This window comes from Sphingomicrobium sp. XHP0239 (assembly GCF_039555325.1).
Taxonomy (GTDB): domain Bacteria; phylum Pseudomonadota; class Alphaproteobacteria; order Sphingomonadales; family Sphingomonadaceae; genus Sphingomicrobium; species Sphingomicrobium maritimum.
In genome coordinates this window covers 1231181-1250883 of the sequence record NZ_CP154608.1, presented here as the reverse complement: position 1 = coordinate 1250883, position 19703 = coordinate 1231181, and the positions used below count along the sequence as shown (strand labels likewise).

The window sequence follows — 19703 nt, the reverse complement described above, 5'->3', positions numbered from 1 at the left end:
CGGCTTTTTAGCCCGGGGGCTGGTCAGGCTTATAGAATGATTGTGCGCGGCTGCCCGGGCCGGTGCCAGGCCAATGGCGTGGTCCCGAAAGTGCGCTTGAAGACCCGGCCAAAGTGGCTCTGATCCGCGAACCCGGCCTCGTGAGCAGCTGCGGCCATGCCAAGCCCGCTGCGCAGAAGCTGTCCAGCTAGCTCAAGTCTGCGGCATTGCAGATAGCGATAGGGACTGGTCCCAAGCAGCGCACGGAAGTCGCGCGAAAGTTGCCAGCGGTCATAGCCGGCGAGTTCTTCGAGTTGATCGAGGTTCGTCCCGGGGCCCGGAACGCTGTCGAGGAATTCTCGCACCCGCATCACGGCTTCGCGATTGACACTCCGCCTGGCCGGCGGGCCGTCTTCGCACCGCTGCATCGCAGACACGAACTGGTGGAGAGCGTCCTGATAGCCGAACAGTTCATTCCCGGCAGAGCACATCGCGATCAGGCGAAGCGCCGAGCCGACCAGATCGGCGTCGGTTGAAACCCCTTCGGCCAGAAATGGAAGCGCCGCGCCCCCGATCACGGTCTGGACATGGGCATGCCTCAGATAGGCCGCCCGATAGGAAAAGCCCGTCTGGTTGCAGCAGTACCCGTCGTGCACTTCGTCAGGATGCAGGATCACTACTTGCCCGGGCAGCGACTGCCAACGCTTACCGCGGTAATTGAACGACTGGACGCCAGACGTGGTCACCGCGATTGTATAGGTATCATGGCGGTGCGGCGAAAACGCACCCACGCGAAGCTGCGCGTCAATCAGCTCAACTCTGGAACCATGCAGGCCGACATCTTGATTTTCCGATTTGGACTGCATCCAAGCGACATTGCCCCGGAACCGGGGGTTCGCAAGTGCCTCGACGTTGCGCCAGTGTCGAATTGTGGGCCGTTTCCAGACTGTCTGCTGATAGGGTCGAAATTCGGCAAAGCAGCCGATCGGCTACCGACACGAGAGCGGACTGTCCGTTATTAGCGACTTTACTGGCGATGTGGACATTCGGGGCGGGGGGCCTAAGTCCTTGCGACCCCTTACCTTTGCATGAGCATACTCCACCCGCGACTAGGCTGCGGAAAACCCATCCTCCGCGCCCACGGCTTTGGGGGGGAAGCCGTCGGTCCTGGGATACGATCTCGCCTGCCCTCTTCCAAGCGAGAGAGTTGATTATCCTGGAACTGCCTGGCCACGGGCAGGCTCCCGCACAGAACGACAGCGGTACGTTCCAAGGGCTTGCGCGGAGCCTAGACGATTCGCTCGTCAAAGAGAACCTTACAGGGATCGACATAGTCGGCAGCTCCTTGGGCGCTCTTCTTGTATTCGAGATGGCGCGGCGCAGTCGCGCTGGCTCAGTCGTCGCCCTGGACCCGGGCGGCTTCTGGCAAGGGTGGGAGCGGGAGCGGACGTTCTTCCAGGCCACCATAACGACATCGACTGCTCTAGTAAGGGCTTTGCGACCAGCGCTTCCCGCCCTCACTCGAAATGTCACCGGCCGGACTGCATTCATGCTGCAGCTTTCCGAAAGACCGTGGGCGCTCGATCCCGCTTTCGTCTTGAATTAACTGCAGTCGTTTGCCGATACGCCTACGTTCGACTCCTTGGTGAAGGACCTTGCCACTGGCCCGATGCGGGAAGGCCCTGCGCCCCGGTCGGCCCAGATGGTCATCGGCCGGGGTCAGAAGGATCGCCTGTGCCTGCCGCAACAGGCCATGCGCGCGAAGGCTGCCTTCCCGCAAGCGACAATGCGCTGGTTCGAGCGCAGCGGACACTTCCCTATGTGGGATCGGCCAGAGGAAGCGATCCGCGTCGGCCATCTCTTCCGATGCCACGAGGTGTGTCAAGCACGCTACCATTGAAGCATCCTGGCACCGGCCTAAGCACTTGCAAGCGATAACAAGCTACTAGTGTCATTGCAGGCTGAGAGGACAGTCAATTGCGATGGTGCTGTCATTCCCATTTCGGCAACTCGATCGATGGCATCAAGCAAAGCGTAAAAAAACGCCTCGGTCGATCCCAACCCAATGGCCGTCTAACACCTGTCAGACTGGGAACTTCTGGAGTTTGAAAGGCTTGAAGGAATGACCGAAATCATCGAAAAGGGTCCAAATATGCGCGCATTAGTCTGGAACGGAACGAACGACATCCGCTGCGAAACGGTCGACGATCCCAGCATCGAGGACCCGAAGGACTGCATACTCAAGGTCAGCTCCACGGCCATTTGCGGCTCGGACCTTCACCTGATGGACGGCGTGATCCCCAAGATGAAGGAAGGCGACATCTTGGGCCACGAGTTCATGGGCGAGGTCGTCGAGGTGGGTGCAGATGTCAAACGTCTCAAGGTCGGCGACCGCGTGGTCGTCCCGTTCACGATCTCGTGCGGTGAGTGCTGGTTCTGCCAGCGTGAGCTCTATTCACTTTGCGACACCACCAACCGCACCGCGGAAAACGCCCGCCAAGCTATGGGCCACGCGCCCGCCGGCCTGTTCGGCTACTCGCATCTCACCGGCGGCTATTCGGGGGGGCAGGCCGAATATGTCAGGGTCCCGCACGCTGATGTCGGGCCGATCAAGGTCAACAACGATCTCGCCGACGACAAGGTGCTGTTCCTGTCGGACATCTTCCCCACAGGGTGGATGGCGGCGGAAAACGCGATCGGCGACGAGAAGGGCAAGACCGTCGCCGTGTGGGGCGCGGGCCCGGTAGGCCAGTTTGCCGTGCGCAGCGCGTGGATGATGGGTGCCAAGCGGGTCATCGTGATCGACCGAGTGCCTGAACGGCTTGAACTCGCCGCGAGCTACGGCAAGGCCGAAACCATCGATTACAGCCAGACCGACGTTAAGGAGGCGCTCGACGAAATGACTGGTGGCCGGGGACCGGATGCATGCATCGACGCGGTCGGCGCCGAAGCTCACGGGCACGGCGTGCTCGGCGATATCAAGGACAAAGTCGAGCTGCACACCACCGGCATGTCAGATCAGCCGTTTGCGCTGCAGGAAATGATCGTGTCGGTGCGCAAGGGCGGGACGCTGTCCGTCCCCGGCGTCTATGCGGATAAGATAACGTTCCCGATCGGGCCTTTCATGAACAAGGGGCTCACCATGAAATCGGGACAGACACACATGCAGCGCTATCTTGCGCCGCTGCTCGAACGGGTGGAGGCTGGTGAGATCGACCTTTCGGGCATCATCACCCATCGGGGCGACCTCAAGGACGGGCCCGATTTCTACAAGACCTTTCGCGACAAGGACGATGGCTGCATCAAATGCGTGATGAAGCCGGAGGAACTGTGATTCAGTTATCGGATATCTGAAACTGAATGAGCTAACCCTCGCGCCAAGAAGCGGACGTCCGACCTATCATGAGTTCGTCTCAATTAGGTCGGCGGCCGCCACGGCCTCGGTGCGGTTGTGATCAAGCCAGCGATCGGCGGGTATGAGAATGATCGGCTTCTGGCTGTGGCAGCGTGAGGCCCTCTTTCAAAGCGTCGGTCATGGTGATCGAATAGCTACGCCCCATTCGTCGCTGTCGCGCTAGCTACCGGCGCATACGAGTACGTCGCCATCTGGGTGGTCGAACCAGATACGGCCGTTAGCGTCCTTTGGTCCTTCGGCATCGAAAAAGGATGAATCGGGTACCAAGCAGCGGCGGTGCTCGAAGCTCAATCCTCAAAAGCTGTCGACCTTGAATCGCTTGCTCATGTTGAGGGTAGCCCGTGGCATTTCTCCCATACCGAGGGTTGGCCATCAAAAGAACGCGACAGCACTCAATCTCCAAGAACTCAACGTCAGCGTTTAGGTTGCGATGAGGATGTTCGCTACGGCCGGAATGAGGTCGTATTCTGTTGAAAAACTCCCGCTTGGGATGGGCGTGAAGTCCTGATTCAGTCTTCGCAGGCAAGCGAAGATCAGGCGATGATGGGCGAGCGGACGGTAATGCAGGAAGCGCTGTTCTACAGCTTCCGCATTGAGGATCATGTGCCGGGTGATCACCTGCTGCGGTCGATCGACCGGTTCGTCGATCTGTCCGGCATCCGCGAGCACCTGAAGCCGTTCTACAGCGCGATGGGGCGACCCTCGATCGATCCCGAGTTGATGATCCGGATGCTGATCGTGTGCTATTGCATGGGTATCCGGTCGAAACGGCGGCTGTGTGACGAGGTCCATCTCAACCTCGCCTATCGCTGGTTCTGCCGGCTCGATCTGGATGGCGCGGTGCCCGATCACTCGACCTTGTCGAAGAACCGGCACGGTCGCTTCCGCGACAGCGACCTCCTACGCAAGCTGTTCGAGCTTACCGTGGAACACTGCATGGCTGAGGGGTTGGTTGGTGCCGAGGGCTTCGCGGTAGATGCCAGCCTAATCCGTGGCGATGGCCACCGCCAGCGTTTAGTGCCGGGAGAAGAAGGTCTCCCGTCCGAGGCCTGCGGTCGTGCCGTTGCCGAGTATCTCGAGGTCTTGGACGATGCTGCGTTCGGCGGATCGACGCCGGTGACATACAAGCGCATCAACCTCTCACCGATCCCGCAGCGCGCTGGACCGCGGCGGCGCGCGGATCGGCTTTCTATGCCTACTCCACCAACTACTTGATCGACCTCGACCATGGGGTCATCGTCGATGTCGAAGCCACGACCGCGATCCGCCAGGCTGAGGTGCTCGCGCAGCGCCGGATGATCGAGCGCACGCAGGAACGCTTCGGCCTGTGGCCCGAGGAGCTGGTGACAGATACCGCCTATGGCTTCGCGCCGAACCTCGCCTGGCTGGTCGAGGACAAGGGCATCGAACCGCATATCCCGGTGTTCGACAAGTCCGCCCGCCGCGACGATACCTTCGAGCGGTCGGCCTTCACCTTCGATCATGACGACGACAGCTACATCTGCACCTGCGCCAATCGCCTGCGCCCATCGAACCGCAACTTCAGGACCCCGCTTCCGCGCGACAACGCCGATGGCTTCATCCGCTACCGGGCGCGCGAGAAGGACTGCGGCGCCTGCCCGCTCAAGCAGCGCTGCACACCGAAGCTGGCGGCACGCAAGATCATGCCCTCGGTCTCGCTCGACATGCCTTTGCGTGTGCTCGACCTCATGTCGCTACAGGGTGCACCTGTTTATCGTGCCGTCATCGACAAAGAGGGGGACGATTACTGCGTCTTGGTCGAGGCTTGTGCGCAGCGCCCACAGCTGATGGTCGAGAAAATCCGCGGCATGATCCTCGTCAGTTCGGTCGAACACGTCCTTTTAGGAAGGCAAGATCATTAGGCGCGACTTCGCGAGCCGAGAGGGCAGAGCCAGAATTCCGACATGTTCCCGTGTTCAAGGATCAAGACAATCTCAGACGCTTCGCATCTTCCGTCGTGACTTCATCATACCTGTCCCCCTTGTGTCGAGATATCATGTATTTGTCTGGTCGGCCGGCACATCACTGGGTAAGTTTGCCGCGCCCATTTTTTCGGAGCATGCCAAACCTTCAGTGCCAAGACCGTAACAGGTCATGGACACTGAACCCATCGAATAGCCGCGCACCAGCGGATCAAGGGTTTCGTTGCGGGCAGCCGCCATTCCGGCAAGATAAAGCAGTGGAACGAAATGGTCGGGCGTTGGAACCGCCGCGGCATAATCGGGATGCTTAACAAGGCGCAGCAGATCGCCAGGGTTTTCTGCCAGTTGGCGAACCGCTGCTTCGTCGAAACGCTCTGCCCAGTCGAACGCAAAATCGGGCTGGTTCCAGCGCACGGCTCGAAGGTTGTGAACGACATTTCCGCTAGCGACCACCAGGACGCCGCGGTCCTGCAAGGCTGCCAGTCTTGCGCCAAGGTCAACATGATAGCTCAGCGGCTTGAGCGCGTTGATCGAGAGCTGCACCACCGGGATGTCGGCCTCAGGGTAGAGGTGCGCGAGCACCGACCACGTTCCGTGATCGAGACCCCACTGATCCTGGTCGAGACCCACCCACTCTGGCTTCACCAGCTCAACGATCTCTTTCGCGAGGTCCGGATCGCCCTTGGCCGGATATTCAAAGTCGAACAGCTCCTGTGGGAAACCGTAGAAATCGTGGATTGTGCGAGGGCGTGCCATGGCCGTCACCGCCGTGGCACCGAAATACCAATGTGCAGAAACCACGAGGATCGCCTTGGGGCGGGGCAACTCAGGCCCGAATGCCCGCCAGGCCGAGGTGTAGCCATTGCTCTCGAGCGTGTTCATCGGGCTTCCGTGGCCGATAAAGAGTGCGGGCATCCGATCCATAAGAAGACTCCTAGTCATTCACCTTGCTGCGCGAAGGCTTGCGAAGGATACTTCACGCGCCAGTGGCAGGCTCAACAAGTTTAAATTCGGCTTCTACCGCCGATCCGGTTTGGGTTCTGTTCCTTCGAGCGATAATATCGTATCGTTGCCAGCGGCGTCCCTGGCGTCGTTGCGGAAGCGGAAGGTAGTCTCACCGCCCGCTATCTCAAGGCGGCGCCGTAAGGTCGTAAATCTGATCGAACGCACGTTCGATCAGGGGCATCTCAACCCCATGTTGGAATGGGTCGAATCTGGCAGCACATCCCCGTGGTTGACGCAGTTCAGGGTTTGAGTGCCCGTCAGGTGCGCTTTGTTCGTTTAATACGCGGCGTGGCGGACGGCCAATCGCTGGCCATCCGCCACGCTTGCTTTTTGCGGACCTTCTCCATTGAGAGGGCACTTCACATGGTTCGTCGAAACGCTCCGTCTTAATTCCCTGCTGCGATTTCCTCGACGAGTTTGGCACAGAAGGCGGGCAAATCATCGGGATCGCGGCTGGTAACAAGGCCGTTGTCGACCACGACTTCCTCATCGGTCCATGCACCGCCGGCGTTCTCGATATCGACCTTTAGCGTCGGGTAGGACGTCAAGTTGCGACCCTTGAGCGCTCCCGCCTCGATCAAAGTCCAGGGTGCATGGCATATGGCCGCAACAGGTTTTTTCTGATCGAAGAAGGCCCGGATGAAACCGATTGCCTCGTCGCTGCCGCGCAGCTTGTCGGCACCGACAGTCCCTCCGGGCACGACAAGTCCGTCGAAATCGTCGGCTTTCACCTCGGAAAACGTCTTGTCGATAGTATAGCTGCCGCCCTCGTCGAGATCGCCATTGACTGTGCGAGCCTTGCCCGGTTCAAAACTGACCACGGTCACTTTGCCACCAGCGTCCTCCACAGCTTGCTTGGGCTTCGAGAATTCTGGTTCTTCCGTCCCGCGGGGTGCGATCAGAATGGCGACTGATTTGCCTTCTAAAGTCATAATTATCTCCTATTCCGTCCAAGATTAAGGTCAGATGCCCGGCCTAAGCACGACCTCCGTCCAACCAGCATCACGCCTGTCGAAATGCTTGAAGGCGCCCGAGCCCGCCGCCGAGTGAGCCGACACCGCCGCGCACCAAGGCTCAGCCGCGCGCGAACGCCTGCGCCGCTGCCTCGGCCACGCTCTGATCCTGCTTGCCGGTGCCGCCCGACACGCCCACCGCGCCGATCACGGTCTCGCCCTCCTTGATCGGCACGCCCCCGGCGAAGATCATCACCTTGCCGTCGTTGGAGGCATGGATGCCGTAGAAGTCGGCACCCGGCTGGGCGAGCTTCGCCAGCGCCTTGGTCTCGACGTCGAACGCGCGCGCTGTCCACGCCTTGCTGATCGCGATGTCGACGCTGCCGCGCCACGCATCGTCCATCCGCGCAAACGCCAGGAGGCAGCCGCCCGCGTCCACCACCGCGATGTTCGACGGGCTGCCGATCCGCTCGGCCTCAGCGATCCCCGCATCGATAATCGTCCGCGCGTCGTTCAGGTCGAGTGACTGGATCGTCTGCATATTGTGTCTCCTTGGCCAGTTCAGGAAAGCTGTTCAGCGCACGCCGCCGCGCGCGGGTCCCCCCGCGGGCGAGAGCGACGTGCTAGGGTGCCGACCGCTCCGCTATTTGGCGGCCAGCAGGGTGTACTTGTGAATTTGCGGCGGTTCAGAGAACAGTTCGTCCGCCTTGTCCATCAGGGCGGCGGCAACCTTGCCGTCAAGATGGGCCTGGCGATCCTCCTCCGTGTCGAACGTATCGAAGATCGCGTACTCACCGGGACCTTCCTCGATCGCATACCATGTCTGAGTACCCGGCTCAGCTTGAACGAGCGGCAATGCCGAGGTCAAGAAATCGGCGACATCGCGCTCTTTTCCGGGCTTGGCCTTCAGCGGTACATACAGGGCAAATTTGGGCATAATTTATTCCTCAAGTGAAACGGACAGATATTATTCGGCAAAGTAACGGACGAGCAGACCGGCACGTTCCCCATGAGGCGGAGCACACGCGGCCCCGCCCCCTCGTCGAAATCAGAACTCCTGTGCGGTCGGCCGGATGACGATCGCGTTGATGTCGACGTCATCAGGTTGTTCGACAGCGAACGCGATAGCACGCGCCACCGATGCCGTCGGGATGGCCTGCTTGTAGAAGTCCAGCACCGTCTCGGCAGCCGTGCCGGATGTCGTGAACTTCAGATCGCTTTCGACAGCTCCAGGCTCGATTGACGTGACCCGGACCTTTTCCCCCACCTCGTGGCGCAAGCCCTCACTGATCGCGCTGACGGCGAACTTGGTGCCGGAGTAGACCGTGCCGCCCGGTGCGAAGACCTTGATGCCAGCAACCGAGCTCAAGTTGATGATGTGACCGCTGCCCTGCTCGAGAAAACCGGGAAGGGCCGCCGCGATGCCGTAGAGCGTACCCTTCAGATTGACGTCGATCATCTGGTCCCACTCGTCGGTGTTGACCTCGGCCATCGGACGGATCGGCATCAGCCCGGCATTGTTGATCAGCACGTCGAGGCGGCCGAAGTCGGCGATGATTGCGGCAACGACGGACTGGATTGCCGATTTGTCGGTCACGTCCAGCGCATAGCTACGTGCCGTGCCGCCATTTGCGCCGATATCCGCGACGACCTCGTCGAGCCTGTCCTTGCGCCGCGCGGCGATGGCCACCTTCGCGCCGCGTTCCGCGAGAAGACGCGCTGTTTCCGCGCCGATGCCGCTGCTGCCGCCGGTAATGAGAACGACCTTGCCTTCGATACCTTTTGTCATGTCTGTATTCCTTCAAGTCAGTTGTTGATTTTTTGCCGGATCGCGGTCCCGCTCGAGCCTGCCCGGCCTGATGGGATCACTGTGAGCGCAAAAGGACGGGCCCGGCGCCCACCCGGATGCGGAGCAGCTCGTAAGGCTTGCGGCGCAAGTCCCGCCCGCCGTGGAAGCCTGGTTGGCGATGGAGCTGGTTGGCGGTGAAGTAGAGATAGCCGTCGGTGCCGATCGACAGCGTGTCGGGCCAGCTGATGCGGGGGTCGCTGACCACCGTCGTCCAGAGGCCCTGGTCGAGCATGCGGATCGCGTTGTTCTCGTAATCGCCGGCGAACACGCGGCCCCGGTCGTCTTCGGCAATCCCGTCCGAAGCGCCTTTGCGCCCCAGGCTGCGTACCGCGCGGGCCAGTTCCTCCTCGGTCACCGCAGGATCGCGCAGCATGGCCGTGGGGACCGCGTGCAGCGTGCGGCCGGATAGTGGCCCGTAGTAGAGCAAGCTGCCGTCGGCGCTAAGCCCGATTGCGTCGCTCGCGATTGCTAGCGGCGTCGCGGGTCCGTCGGCCGGGCGGTTCATGAGCACCGCGCCGTCGACAACCGGGGTGAAGCCGGGCTCCGGATTGGTCGTCACATGGTTCGACAGGCGCCGGATCGCACGCCCGCTGGCGATATCGACGACGATGATGCCGCCGATCCCCGCGTTGCTGCTGTCAGTGATGTAGGCGACGCCCTCGGCGCCCTGACGCAGATCGAAGCGCACGTCGTTGAGGTAGGTCGTGGGCAGCACCACGCTGGGCGGCAGGACGATCGTCTTCACCACCCGGTCGGTCGCAAGGTCGATCGCCACCAGCTTTGCCCCGCCGGCCTGCGGTTGAGAGAATTTGGGCGCCGCCGTGTCGAGCACCCAGAGGCGATTGGCGCCGTCGGCCACCACGCTCTGCACCGAGATAAAATGCCCAGCCGGGTCGGCCGGATCGGGCTGGTTGGTCACGGCGTCGGGATAAGGCACCGCCTTGCCGTCGACCAGCTCGGCAACCGTGAACGGCGCGTTGTCGCCCCATTGCGGGAAGTTGACGAAAATGCGCCCGTTGGGGGCGACGGTCACGCCAGTCGGCATCGCGCCACCGAAGGTCGCCACCTGTTCGATCTGGGGCGCGGATGCACCCTCGCGGGTCGTCGAGCAGGCGGCAAGCGAGAGGGCAGCGCCAGCGGCAAGAAGCAGTTTGACGGAGATTTTCATGGGATCATTTCCTTGAGAATGCGGCCCGCTTCGTGGGGCTCGGACCGGAGATGTTGCGGGGGTGCCTTTACCGATGCGCCAAGCGCGGCGGCGGCGTGCCAGGGCCAGCGCGGATCCCAAAGCGCAGCGCGGGCTATCGCTATCGCGTCGGCATGCCCGTCTTCGAGGATGCGCTCCGCCTGGTGCGGATCGGTGATCATTCCGACCGCCACGACAGGCATGGCGACCGCGTCCTTGACCGTCCTCGCCAGCGGCACCTGATAGCCGGGGCCGACCGGGATTTGCTGGCGCCTGTCGAGGCCGCCGCCGGAGACGTGGATTGCCGAACAACCGCGCCGCTCCAGCTCCTGTGCAAACAATGCGGTTTCCTCCGCTGTCCAGCCGCCTTCGACCCAGTCGGTCCCGGAAACGCGGACGGTCACCGGGCGGTCGGCTGGAAACGCTTCGCGCACGGCACCGAACACTTCGAGCGGGAACCGCATCCGGTTGTCGAGGCTGCCGCCGTATTCGTCGCCGCGCCGGTTGGAGATCGGCGAAAGAAACTCGTGGAGCAGATAGCCATGCGCGACGTGGATCTGGATGGCTTCGATGCCGAGCCTGCCGGCGCGCCGGGCGGCATCCGCGAACGCCTCCCGGATGCGGGCAAGCCCTAACTTGTCCAGTTCGACAGGGGGATGGTCGTCCCGAGCGAAGGGAATGGCGCTGGGTGCCACGGTCTGCCAGCCATTCTCCGCATCGGGGGCGATCTGCGTTCCGCCTTGCCACGGCTTGGCGCAGCTCGCCTTGCGGCCAGCATGGGCCAGCTGGATGATCAGCGGGATGTCCGACCAACGGCGCACACTTTCGAGCACGCTTCGCATCGCCGCTTCGGTACGGTCATCGTACAGGCCGACGTCACCGTAGGTGATGCGCCCTTCCGGGCTGACCGCGGTCGCCTCTATCGTCAGCGCGCCCGCGCCCGACAGCGCCAACTGGCCGAGATGCATCTGGTGCCAGTCGGTCATCGCGCCGTCCTCGGCCGAATACTGGCACATCGGCGCGATGACGATGCGGTTGGCGAGCCGCAACCCGCCAACCTCAATCGGTTCGAACAATTTCGCCATCACCATTCGCCCGTGTTGGACATGGAGGCCCAGGGTTCGGCAGGAGCCTTGTGTTCGCCCTTCTGCAGCAGTTCGATCGAGATCCCGTCCGGCGAGCGGACGAACGCCATGTATCCGTCACGCGGGGGGCGATTGATCGTCACGCCGCCCGCCTGCAGCCGCGCGCACGTTTCGTAGATGTCGTCGACCCCGTAGGCGAGATGGCCGAAGTTGCGGCCCCCGGTATAAGTCTCGGCAGGGCTGCCGTCCTCGGGCGGCCAGTTGTACGTCAGCTCGACCTCGGCTTCGCCCTGCTGGCCGTCGCCGCGGAAATCCTCGTCGGCGGCAAGATAGATTAGCGTGTAACGCCCGGCCTGGTTCTCCATGCGCCGGGTCTCCTTGAGACCCAACAGCGTGAAGAAACTGATCGCCGCCTCGGGATCGGCGACGCGCAGCATGGTGTGGAGATAGCGCATGATCAGGCGACCTTGTCCTTGAGGGCTTCCATCACGAGCTCCGCGGTGCGGGTAGCGCTGGCGGGGTTCTGGCCGGTCACGAGATTGCCGTCGCGCAAGGCGAAGGGGGCAAAATCGGGGCCGCCTTCGTGCTTGCCGCCGAGTTCCTTGAGACGCGTTTCGAGCAGGAACGGCACCGCCTGATCAAGGCCGACCGCGCGCTCCTCGCTGTCCGTGAAGCCCGCGACACGGCGACCGGCGACGAAGGGCGTGCCATCGGCCTTCTTCGCCGAGACCAGCCCTGCCGGTCCATGGCAGACGGCGGCGACGATCTTGCCTTCGCGGTCGAAGCGTTCGACCAGGCGCGCCAGTTCGTCGCTGCCGGGGTAATCGAACATGGTGCCGTGACCGCCGGGCAGGAACAGCGCGTCGTAGCCGGCGGGATCGATGCTTGTGAATACAGGGGTGCTGGCAACCTCGGCCTTCAGGTCGTCGTCCTTCAGATAACGCTCGACCGAAGCGTCGTTCTCGCCGTCGGCGTTGACGCTGCGCTGGTCTACGGGGATGGCACCACCCTTAATCGAGGCCAGCGTCACGTCGGCGCCCGCATCGCGGAACGCATAATACGGGGTGGTAAGTTCCTCGAGCCAGACACCCGTCGGTTCGGTGCCGGGGGTCATGCGGTCGGCGGAGGTGGCTACCATCAGAATACGGTTCATCGTCAATTGTCCTTTTCCGTTGATCTTGGGGACACGAGCAAACGCAACCCGCGCAGCCACACCCGCCACAAAGACAGCGATGAAAGCTTTCAGCAGTTGGCGGCGATTTTGCACTCGCTCGTTCCTTTCGGCGGCCTAGATGGGCAGAGAACGGCATCATGAAATCCAACGGGAATGGCGGACGGCCATAAATCCGCATATGGAACCGCAATGTCCCTCCTGCAGTTGCGCACCTTCGTCGAAGTCTACCGCCGTCGTTCACTGAGCGAAGCGGCCCGGGCAATCGGCATCACCCAACCGGCCGCGTCGCAGCACATCGCATCGCTCGAGGCGCAATTGGGCCGTCCCCTGTTCGATCGCCATTCACGGGGTGTTCGACCAACAATAATTGCCGACGATCTCGCGGCTTCGATCGGAAGCAGCCTCGACACGGCGGAATCGGCACTGGCCAGCGCGCGGGCCCGATCGTCGCGCATCTCGGGCACGGTCCACATCGCCGCGCCGTCGGACCTCCTGGGCGAAATGATCACGCCTCGACTGGCTCCGCTGCTGGAAGCAGGGCTGGACCTGCGGCTGCATATCGGCGGGCGCGAGGCGCTTTATGCCATGCTCCTCGAAGACAGAGTACATCTGGCTGTCACCGCCTCGCAACCCGAAGATCCGCGGTTGGCCTTCCATGCGCTGGGCGAGGAACACCTGCTCGCCGTAGCCTCTCCCTCCGTGGCCATGCGGATTGCCGAATTGCCGTCGGTCGAAGGGCTCAATCAAACAGCCCATCTCGCCTACGATCTCGACCGGCCATTGCTGCGAACCTGGCTCCTTGCAAACCAAATCGAGCTGACCAGCCAGCCCGCCTTGACGGCACCCGATCTGAGGGTGCTACGGTCGGGATTGTGCGCGGACCTCGGCTGGACGGTACTGCCCGGCTATCTCACCCGTAGCGAACGCGCTGCCTGCACGCTGATCGAGATACCCGCGCCGATTACGGTGCCGCGCAACGCTTACTACCTCGTCTGGGCACGCTCATCGCTGCGACACCCGCGCGTGGCCATGGCTCGGGACGCCCTGATTGCTGCACTTCGAATTTAATTTTGGCCACGCATGTTGGGCCGGCAGCGCAATGTCGGGTCTGAACCAGTTGAGCGCTTGCGAAACGAATGGCGGCTTTCGGGATCGTCAGCGACAAGGCCGAACGGCGGGATGTAGGGCGCAAAGCGGACGTTACGCTGGCCTTCCAATCGAAATTATCCAATGATCAGAGTGCCCACCATTTTCACTTCGGGCGCGCCACTCGGTACGTCCTTCGGGTCATATTGGAACCCAAACGGGATCGGCTAGTTTCAAACCTACGGACCGGGCCCCTCTGGCGCGCTTCGCTCAACGGTTGAGCGAACCACGTGATGTCGGTTCGTATCGGAAGAACCGATGCGAACCGAGGCCCTGTTTCCCCTTCGATAGGTCGCATCGAAACGCATCGGTTCTCCGATCACCATGAACTTCGTCTACGGAGAGAATGATGACGGCCCGCATATTTCGACTGACCGAACTGCATCAGAAGATCGACGCACAACTGCGAGTGCAACAGCGCCGCAAGTTTCCCGATCAATTCGCCATCGCCAAGCTCAAGAAGCTCAAACTGCGCGCGAAGGACATGCTTTATCGCATGACTTGGCGGCGATCCGGCGCGTCGCGATAAGAGGATCGTCGTGCCGGAGGCTTCGTGAAGCGCCCGACAAAGTCGGCCTTCAGCGCATCTCCAATTCACGTCGAACGCAATCTCGTGCCCGTCAGTCCTGACGGAAGTCCGGGCATCGCCGACAGTTTCGCGCCTGATGGCGAAGCTGCCGATCCAGCTCATGAGGATTATATTCGTGCCAGAGTTCTTGCTTGCCGAGTGGCTCGGGACGCCCGTCTGGTTCTGGGCAGCCTTTCTCGCCATCGTCGTCGTTCTTACTGCTTTCGACCTCGGCGTCCTTCACAAGGAGGATCGCGAACTCGGCATTGCCGAAAGCCTCAAGCTGAGCGCTTTCTATATCGGCGTTGCCATCCTGTTCGGGGCGTGGGTCTGGGCTGCGCGCGGGGCCCAGTCCGGAATGGAATACTTCACCGGCTTCTTCATCGAGAAGGCGCTGTCGATCGACAATGTCTTCGTGATCAGCCTGATCTTCACCTATTTCGCGATCCCGCGGAAATACCAGTATCGCGCGCTTCTCTGGGGGATCATGGCGGTGATCGTGCTTCGCGGCCTGATGATCGCGGGCGGTGCCGCTCTGCTCGCTGAGGCCTATTGGGTCCTCTACCTCTTTGCGGCCTTCCTGATCGCCACAGGCATCAAGATGTTCTTTGCCGGCGACGAGGCGCCCGACATCTCCAAGAACCCGGTCGTAAAGTTCATCTCGAGCCAAATGCCGGTGACGAAGGAGCTTCACGGACAGCGGTTTCTGGTCAAGGTCGAGGATCCGAAGACCGGCAAGATCGTCCGCGCGGCTACACCGCTGCTCCTTGCGCTCGTCGTCATCAATATTGCCGACCTGGTGTTCGCGCTCGATAGCGTGCCCGCGATCTTCGCGATCACGACCGACACCTTCATCGTCTACACGTCGAACATCTTCGCGATCCTCGGTTTGCGCGCGCTGTATTTCGCGCTCGCAGCGATGATCCATCGTTTCCACTATCTCAAATATGCGCTGGCTGCCGTTCTCGTCTTTATCGGCTCCAAGATATTCATCGCCGACTTCGTGTTGGACGGCGGAAAGATTCCCGCCTCGATCAGCCTCGGCGTCACCTTCGGCCTGATCGCGTCCGGGATCGTCTATTCCTTGTGGAAGACCCGCGGATTGCCAGAGCCCGACTGGCCCGACGAACCACTTTCGCGCGAGGAAAGGGGCATGGGTTACTCCGGCATGTCGCTTTCCGATCATCGCCAATCCCATCCCACCGGAGATAAAGGAGAATGACCATGAAGATGTTTTTGATCGCGTCTGCGCTGACCTCGATGGTAGCGCTGCCGGCTCATGCGCAGAATGCGGCTCCCATTGGCAGCGGACAGAGCCTGCAGCCGACCGAGCAGCAGCTTCGCTGCATCACCGAGCAGGAAGTCGTCGCGGCGCAGGAAGCCTGGGGCGAGGGCATCGTCAGTATCGGCAAGGTCTATTCGGCAGGCGGCGACTACCGTAAGGCGGCCGCCGATCATATCAACGAATTCTATGCCTACGACCAAAGCCTGGTCCTGTTCAAACCGACCCTCGCGTCGGTCGAGCAGTTCCGGCCGTCGTTCGACGGCGCGCTGTCCTATTTCGTGGGCGGCAACGAATCCTACCCTGAAGACAAGGGCTTCGCGATCAAGCCTTGGACCAATGTCCGCTGGCAGAATGCCGGGATCACCAACAACATCTGCCATATGGCCGTTGCGATGGGGAACTACTATTTCACGCCCGCCGACGGCAGCGCGGAAACGAAGGTCGAATACACGATCGGTTACATCCGCGACGGCGAAGGGGACCTGCGAATGGCGGTGCACAAGTCCACCATCCCTTACAGCGGCCAGTAATCTTCGGACAAACGAGATTTCAGCTGACCGAACGAACTTCGACATCGGGGCAGCCTCATGGCGCCCCGGTGTCGCCCATCGTGGTGTTAGGGCAGTCAGTATTCGATCAGAAAAGCTCTTTCGCTATCATTGCAGAACCGCCGAAACCTCGCGGCTGAGCTCTGCGAACGTGAAGGGCTTGGCGAGAATTCGGTTCCCCGAACCCTCCGATGCCGTCCCGGCAAGATCACGCGTGTATCCGCTCGTCAGAAGCGTGCGGATCTCGGGGAAGTCGCGCTGGACGATCCTGGCGAGTTCCCGGCCAGTCATCCCGGGCATGACGACGTCGCTGAACACCAGATCAACCTCGTCGCCATCCGCTTCGAGGACCTTGACCGCTGCGCTGCCGGAATTGGCCTCGCGTACCATATATCCGAGCTCACGCAGGCTTTCCGCAGTGTAGTTTCGGACGTCGTCGTCATCCTCGACGACAAGGATGCATCGTTTCGAGCCGGCCGTTTCCGACACTGCCTTCGGTTCGTCTTTCGCCGAGCGGACCGCACCGAACGCCCGCGGAAGGAAGAGGCGAACGGTGGTTCCATCACCTTCGTCCGACACGATTTCCATGTAGCCGCCCGATTGTTTGGTGAAACCGTAGACCATGGACAGACCGAGCCCCGTGCCCTTGCCGACCTCCTTCGTCGTGAAAAAGGGTTCGAAGGCGCGATCGAGAACGTCCTTCGCCATTCCCTCCCCGCTATCGGTGATGAAAATGACGACATACTCGCCCGGCCCGCGCTCGTCCTGGTCGTCCGGGTGATCGCGTTCGGGCCGGGCGTTTGCGGCTCCAATGGTGAGGGTGCCGCCCCGGGGCATGGCGTCGCGCGCATTCACTACGAGATTGAGGATGGAAGCTTCCAGCTGGTTGGGATCGGCCTTGATCTGCCAGAGATCGGGATCGGCCTCCACGCGCAGCTCGATCGTTTCACCGATCGAGCGGCGGACCAGATCCGACATGTCGTTGACGAGCCGATCCGCCCGAAGCAGCTGCGGCGAAAGCGGCTGGCGTCGGGAAAAGGCCAGCAAACGCTGAGTGAGCGAGGCGGCGCGCTCGGCCCCCTTGGCCGCATTTCCTAGCGCGCGATCGGCTCTTTCATTGAGGTTTTCGTCGGCCTGAAGCGCGCGCCTCGCCATGTCGACGTTGCCGGTGATGATGGTGAGGAGGTTGTTGAAATCATGGGCGATGCCGCCCGTCAGCTGTCCGACCGCTTCCATTTTCTGCGCCTGGCGAAGCGCGTCTTCGGCTTTTGACCGCTCGGCCATCTCCTCAGCGACCCGTTGCTCGAGCTCTTCGTTGACCGTGCGAAGCATCTGTTCCGAACGCCGTCGTTCGGTCAGGTCCTGCAACGCCCCCACCATGCGTGTGGCCTTGCCGTTGCTGTCGCGAATGACGAAGCCGCGATCGATAACGTGAACGTCTTCGCCCTCGGCGTTTCTGAACCGATACTCGGCTTGCCAGTGCTTGGCATTGCCGCGGATGGCCGAATGGATGCTGTCGGACACGCGCGTACGATCCTCCGGGTGGATGCGGTCGAGCCACCACCCGCCGGTGGAGGAGAGAACGCTCTCGCCATAGCCGAAGTTGGTCAGTAGCGCGTCGCTCCACTGGACGGAGTCCAAGGACAAGTCCCAGTCCCACACCGCGTCGTTGGTCGCTTTCACGGCCAGCCGATATCGCTCTTCGGCCTGCAGCAACCGAGCTTGCGAATGGACGCGCTCCACATGAGCCCAGCAGCGTTCGACTGCCGTTTCGACGAGGCTGATTTCCTGCGTAGTCCAGTTCCTCGGATGATCCTGATGGACTGCCATCATCGCCCGTAACTGGCCGTCTCGCACGAGGGGGCAACAGATGATCGCGGCAATGCCCAGTTCCCCGAAACTGCCGCCACCGTCGCCTTCGCCAATCTCGCCGCCGACATCGCGAACGATCAGCGTCTCTCCGTTCCGCATGCTCGACGAAGCGCGCGATCCGAAGAGGTCGAGGCTGTATTGGCCGACGGAGCTCGGCACGTCCGCAGCGGTGTAGTCGTCAAGGATCGTGAAGGAGTTATTATCGTCGTCGACCGTCGCGTAGGCACATCGTGAAGCGCCGAGATGCGACCCCAGGATCGCGGCGGCAGTCATCATCGCCGATTCCGCGTCACGCGCATCCCGCAACCCTTCGTCGAGGCCGCTGAGGAATCGAAGGCGCTCTTCGCTCGCTCGCAAAGCCAGTTCGGCGGCCTTTTCATCGGCGATGTTCCTCGCTTCGATGACCGTACCGATCGGCGACCCGTCATCGTCGAGTACGGGACTCGCCGTGAAGGCGACCGGATAAAAGGATCCGTCCGGGGCCACGAAGAGCTCTTCTCCCTGCATTTGTGCCCTCGTCGGGAAAGCGCGATCGATCGGACATTCATCGAGCGGGTAGGGGGTGCCGTCCGGGCGGGTGTGGTGAACGACGTCGTGAAGCGGGCGTCCCTCCATCTGTTCCAGCGAATAGCCGGTGAGCGTCTCGGCAGCGCGGTTGGCGTAAACGCACTGCTGGTTCTCATCCATCAGGAAGACGGCTTCACGCGTGTTGTCGAGGATGGCGTCGAGGCGGCGGGAGCTTTCCTGAAGCGCCAACTCCGTCCGGCGCCGCTCTTCCATGTCGAGCAAGACTCCGGTGAACGTGCCCTCGCGGTCGTTCGATCCCTTATCGATCCTCCCGTTCGCTTCGATCCAGTAATAGCGACCATCGCGGCGGCGAACGCGATACTGGATGGCATAGGATCCGCCCTTCTCCAGTCCTCTTTCGATCGCGGCCGCGACGTCGGCCTTATCCTCGGGATGAACGGTCTTGACGAAGTCCTCGTATCGCAAGGCATCCCGATCGAGGTCGGGATCGAGGTCGGGATCGAGGCCGACGGCAGTGAGAAAGGCCTCGTCGACCGAAATGCAATCGGTCTCGAGGTTCCAGAACCACGTCCCCCCGATGGCTCCGGCGTCGAGCGCGAGTTGGACCCGGTGCGCATTGTCGCGCGCGTCTGCCTCGCTTTCGCGAAGGGCACGCTCGACGACGACCTGTTTCGTGGTCTCCTGACAAGCGCAGAAGAACCCCCTGACTTGGCCGGTGTGGTCGCGAACGGGAGTGTAGGAGAAGGAAAAATGCGTTTCCTCCCGATACCCTCGGCGATCGATCCAGAGTTCGATATCGTCGTTCTGGACCGCTTCGCCACGCAGGACCTGCTCGACGATCGGAAGGAGGTCCTCCCGGATTTCTTCCCACACTTCGAGGATGTCGCGCCCAAGGGCCGTGTCGGATTTGTTCGCGAGGATCTCGCAGTAGGCATCATTGAAAAGCAGGATGCGCTCGCTGCCCCATACCACGAACATCGGCTGGCTCGACCCCAACATCAGTTCTACCAGGGTCTTCAGCTCTACCGGCCAGCTCGCCCGTTCACCCAAGGCGGTGGAGTTCCAGTCGAAAGCGCGGATCCGCCGCCCCATCTCGCCTCCGTCGATGGGAAATTCCCGATCCACGGCACCCTGACGCCCTTGGGCAGACGGTTCGATAGATTTGGA

17 protein-coding genes and 1 pseudogene are annotated in these 19703 nt (G+C 61.8%); 7 read left to right on the top strand and 11 right to left on the bottom strand.

The window, feature by feature from the left end; genetic code table 11:
- Positions 1–29: 29 nt before the first annotated feature.
- Positions 30–845, bottom strand: a complete 816-nt coding sequence (locus WJT74_RS06305) for an AraC family transcriptional regulator (protein ID WP_343342862.1) — start codon at positions 843–845, stop codon at positions 30–32.
- Between the two features lie 170 nt (positions 846–1015).
- Here WJT74_RS06305 and WJT74_RS06300 point away from each other — a divergent pair, with 170 nt between their 5' ends.
- The 3 genes and pseudogenes from WJT74_RS06300 to WJT74_RS06290 form a co-directional block, all read left to right on the top strand.
- Positions 1016–1585 carry an alpha/beta fold hydrolase gene (locus tag WJT74_RS06300; protein WP_343342860.1) on the top strand — a complete coding sequence of 190 codons (570 nt, stop codon included), beginning with the start codon at positions 1016–1018 and terminating at the stop codon, positions 1583–1585.
- A 546-nt stretch (positions 1586–2131) separates the two neighbouring features.
- On the top strand, positions 2132–3313 hold the full coding sequence (locus WJT74_RS06295; RefSeq protein WP_343348122.1) for a zinc-dependent alcohol dehydrogenase: 1182 nt from the start codon (positions 2132–2134) through the stop codon (positions 3311–3313).
- 621 nt (positions 3314–3934) lie between these two features.
- Positions 3935–5070: pseudogene (locus WJT74_RS06290) on the top strand (transposase); the annotation flags it as partial.
- A gap of 339 nt (positions 5071–5409) precedes the next feature.
- On the opposite strand, the gene ygiD reads toward WJT74_RS06290, so the two are convergent.
- The 9 genes from ygiD to WJT74_RS06245 form a co-directional block, all read right to left on the bottom strand.
- On the bottom strand, positions 5410–6252 hold the full coding sequence (gene ygiD / locus WJT74_RS06285) for a 4,5-DOPA dioxygenase extradiol (protein WP_343348120.1): 843 nt from the start codon (positions 6250–6252) through the stop codon (positions 5410–5412).
- 476 nt (positions 6253–6728) lie between these two features.
- Positions 6729–7274, bottom strand: coding sequence for a type 1 glutamine amidotransferase domain-containing protein (locus WJT74_RS06280; RefSeq protein WP_343342858.1), 546 nt, complete (start codon positions 7272–7274; stop codon positions 6729–6731).
- Positions 7275–7416: 142 nt separating this feature from the next.
- Positions 7417–7836 (bottom strand): GlcG/HbpS family heme-binding protein, encoded by a 420-nt coding sequence (locus WJT74_RS06275; protein WP_343342856.1) that lies wholly within the window; start codon positions 7834–7836, stop codon positions 7417–7419.
- A gap of 102 nt (positions 7837–7938) precedes the next feature.
- Positions 7939–8232, bottom strand: a complete 294-nt coding sequence (locus tag WJT74_RS06270) for a putative quinol monooxygenase (protein ID WP_343342854.1) — start codon at positions 8230–8232, stop codon at positions 7939–7941.
- Between the two features lie 111 nt (positions 8233–8343).
- A complete protein-coding gene (locus WJT74_RS06265; protein ID WP_343342852.1) occupies positions 8344–9084 on the bottom strand; it encodes an SDR family oxidoreductase in 741 nt (246 codons plus the stop codon).
- A 76-nt stretch (positions 9085–9160) separates the two neighbouring features.
- Positions 9161–10312 (bottom strand): L-dopachrome tautomerase-related protein, encoded by a 1152-nt coding sequence (locus WJT74_RS06260; protein ID WP_343342850.1) that lies wholly within the window; start codon positions 10310–10312, stop codon positions 9161–9163.
- Complete coding sequence (locus tag WJT74_RS06255; RefSeq protein WP_432215213.1) at positions 10309–11415, bottom strand: NADH:flavin oxidoreductase/NADH oxidase; 1107 nt, start codon at positions 11413–11415, stop codon at positions 10309–10311. The genes WJT74_RS06260 and WJT74_RS06255 overlap by 4 nt, the downstream gene beginning before the upstream one ends.
- Positions 11415–11870, bottom strand: a complete 456-nt coding sequence (locus WJT74_RS06250) for a VOC family protein (RefSeq protein ID WP_343342846.1) — start codon at positions 11868–11870, stop codon at positions 11415–11417. Before WJT74_RS06250 ends, WJT74_RS06255 begins: the two co-directional genes overlap by 1 nt.
- 2 nt (positions 11871–11872) lie before the next feature.
- Positions 11873–12568, bottom strand: coding sequence for a type 1 glutamine amidotransferase domain-containing protein (locus WJT74_RS06245; protein WP_343342844.1), 696 nt, complete (start codon positions 12566–12568; stop codon positions 11873–11875).
- Between the two features lie 210 nt (positions 12569–12778).
- Here WJT74_RS06245 and WJT74_RS06240 point away from each other — a divergent pair, with 210 nt between their 5' ends.
- From WJT74_RS06240 to WJT74_RS06225, 4 genes are all read left to right on the top strand, one after another.
- Positions 12779–13657 carry a LysR family transcriptional regulator gene (locus WJT74_RS06240; protein ID WP_343342842.1) on the top strand — a complete coding sequence of 293 codons (879 nt, stop codon included), beginning with the start codon at positions 12779–12781 and terminating at the stop codon, positions 13655–13657.
- Positions 13658–14084: 427 nt separating this feature from the next.
- Entirely contained in the window at positions 14085–14264 is a 180-nt protein-coding gene (locus tag WJT74_RS06235; RefSeq protein ID WP_343342840.1) for a DUF465 domain-containing protein, read from the top strand.
- A 175-nt stretch (positions 14265–14439) separates the two neighbouring features.
- On the top strand, positions 14440–15525 hold the full coding sequence (locus WJT74_RS06230; RefSeq protein WP_343342838.1) for a TerC family protein: 1086 nt from the start codon (positions 14440–14442) through the stop codon (positions 15523–15525).
- The gene (locus WJT74_RS06225; protein WP_343342836.1) at positions 15522–16118 is read left to right on the top strand and encodes a phosphoribosyl-AMP cyclohydrolase; all 597 of its coding nucleotides are present in this window, start codon (positions 15522–15524) and stop codon (positions 16116–16118) included. Before WJT74_RS06230 ends, WJT74_RS06225 begins: the two co-directional genes overlap by 4 nt.
- A 126-nt stretch (positions 16119–16244) precedes the next feature.
- Here the strand turns inward: WJT74_RS06225 and WJT74_RS06220 are convergent, their stop codons facing one another.
- Positions 16245–19661: a PAS domain S-box protein gene (locus WJT74_RS06220; RefSeq protein WP_343342835.1), complete on the bottom strand. Its 3417-nt coding sequence runs from the start codon at positions 19659–19661 to the stop codon at positions 16245–16247.
- Positions 19662–19703: the final 42 nt, after the last annotated feature.

Excerpts from the sequence above, each read along its gene's own strand:
- WJT74_RS06245 (WP_343342844.1), bottom strand. The coding sequence starts at position 12,568 with ATGAACCGTATTCTGATGGTAGCCACCTCCGCCGACCGCATGACCCCC.
- WJT74_RS06235 (WP_343342840.1), top strand. The coding sequence starts at position 14,085 with ATGACGGCCCGCATATTTCGACTGACCGAACTGCATCAGAAGATCGAC.
- WJT74_RS06265 (WP_343342852.1), bottom strand. The coding sequence starts at position 9,084 with ATGACAAAAGGTATCGAAGGCAAGGTCGTTCTCATTACCGGCGGCAGC.
- WJT74_RS06300 (WP_343342860.1), top strand. The coding sequence starts at position 1,016 with ATGTGGACATTCGGGGCGGGGGGCCTAAGTCCTTGCGACCCCTTACCT.
- ygiD (WP_343348120.1), bottom strand. The coding sequence starts at position 6,252 with ATGCCCGCACTCTTTATCGGCCACGGAAGCCCGATGAACACGCTCGAG.
- WJT74_RS06255 (WP_432215213.1), bottom strand. The coding sequence starts at position 11,415 with ATGGCGAAATTGTTCGAACCGATTGAGGTTGGCGGGTTGCGGCTCGCC.
- WJT74_RS06280 (WP_343342858.1), bottom strand. The coding sequence starts at position 7,274 with ATGACTTTAGAAGGCAAATCAGTCGCCATTCTGATCGCACCCCGCGGG.
- WJT74_RS06275 (WP_343342856.1), bottom strand. The coding sequence starts at position 7,836 with ATGCAGACGATCCAGTCACTCGACCTGAACGACGCGCGGACGATTATC.
- WJT74_RS06260 (WP_343342850.1), bottom strand. The coding sequence starts at position 10,312 with ATGAAAATCTCCGTCAAACTGCTTCTTGCCGCTGGCGCTGCCCTCTCG.
- WJT74_RS06225 (WP_343342836.1), top strand. The coding sequence starts at position 15,522 with ATGACCATGAAGATGTTTTTGATCGCGTCTGCGCTGACCTCGATGGTA.
- WJT74_RS06250 (WP_343342846.1), bottom strand. The coding sequence starts at position 11,870 with ATGCGCTATCTCCACACCATGCTGCGCGTCGCCGATCCCGAGGCGGCG.
- WJT74_RS06270 (WP_343342854.1), bottom strand. The coding sequence starts at position 8,232 with ATGCCCAAATTTGCCCTGTATGTACCGCTGAAGGCCAAGCCCGGAAAA.
- WJT74_RS06240 (WP_343342842.1), top strand. The coding sequence starts at position 12,779 with ATGTCCCTCCTGCAGTTGCGCACCTTCGTCGAAGTCTACCGCCGTCGT.
- WJT74_RS06295 (WP_343348122.1), top strand. The coding sequence starts at position 2,132 with ATGCGCGCATTAGTCTGGAACGGAACGAACGACATCCGCTGCGAAACG.
- WJT74_RS06305 (WP_343342862.1), bottom strand. The coding sequence starts at position 845 with ATGCAGTCCAAATCGGAAAATCAAGATGTCGGCCTGCATGGTTCCAGA.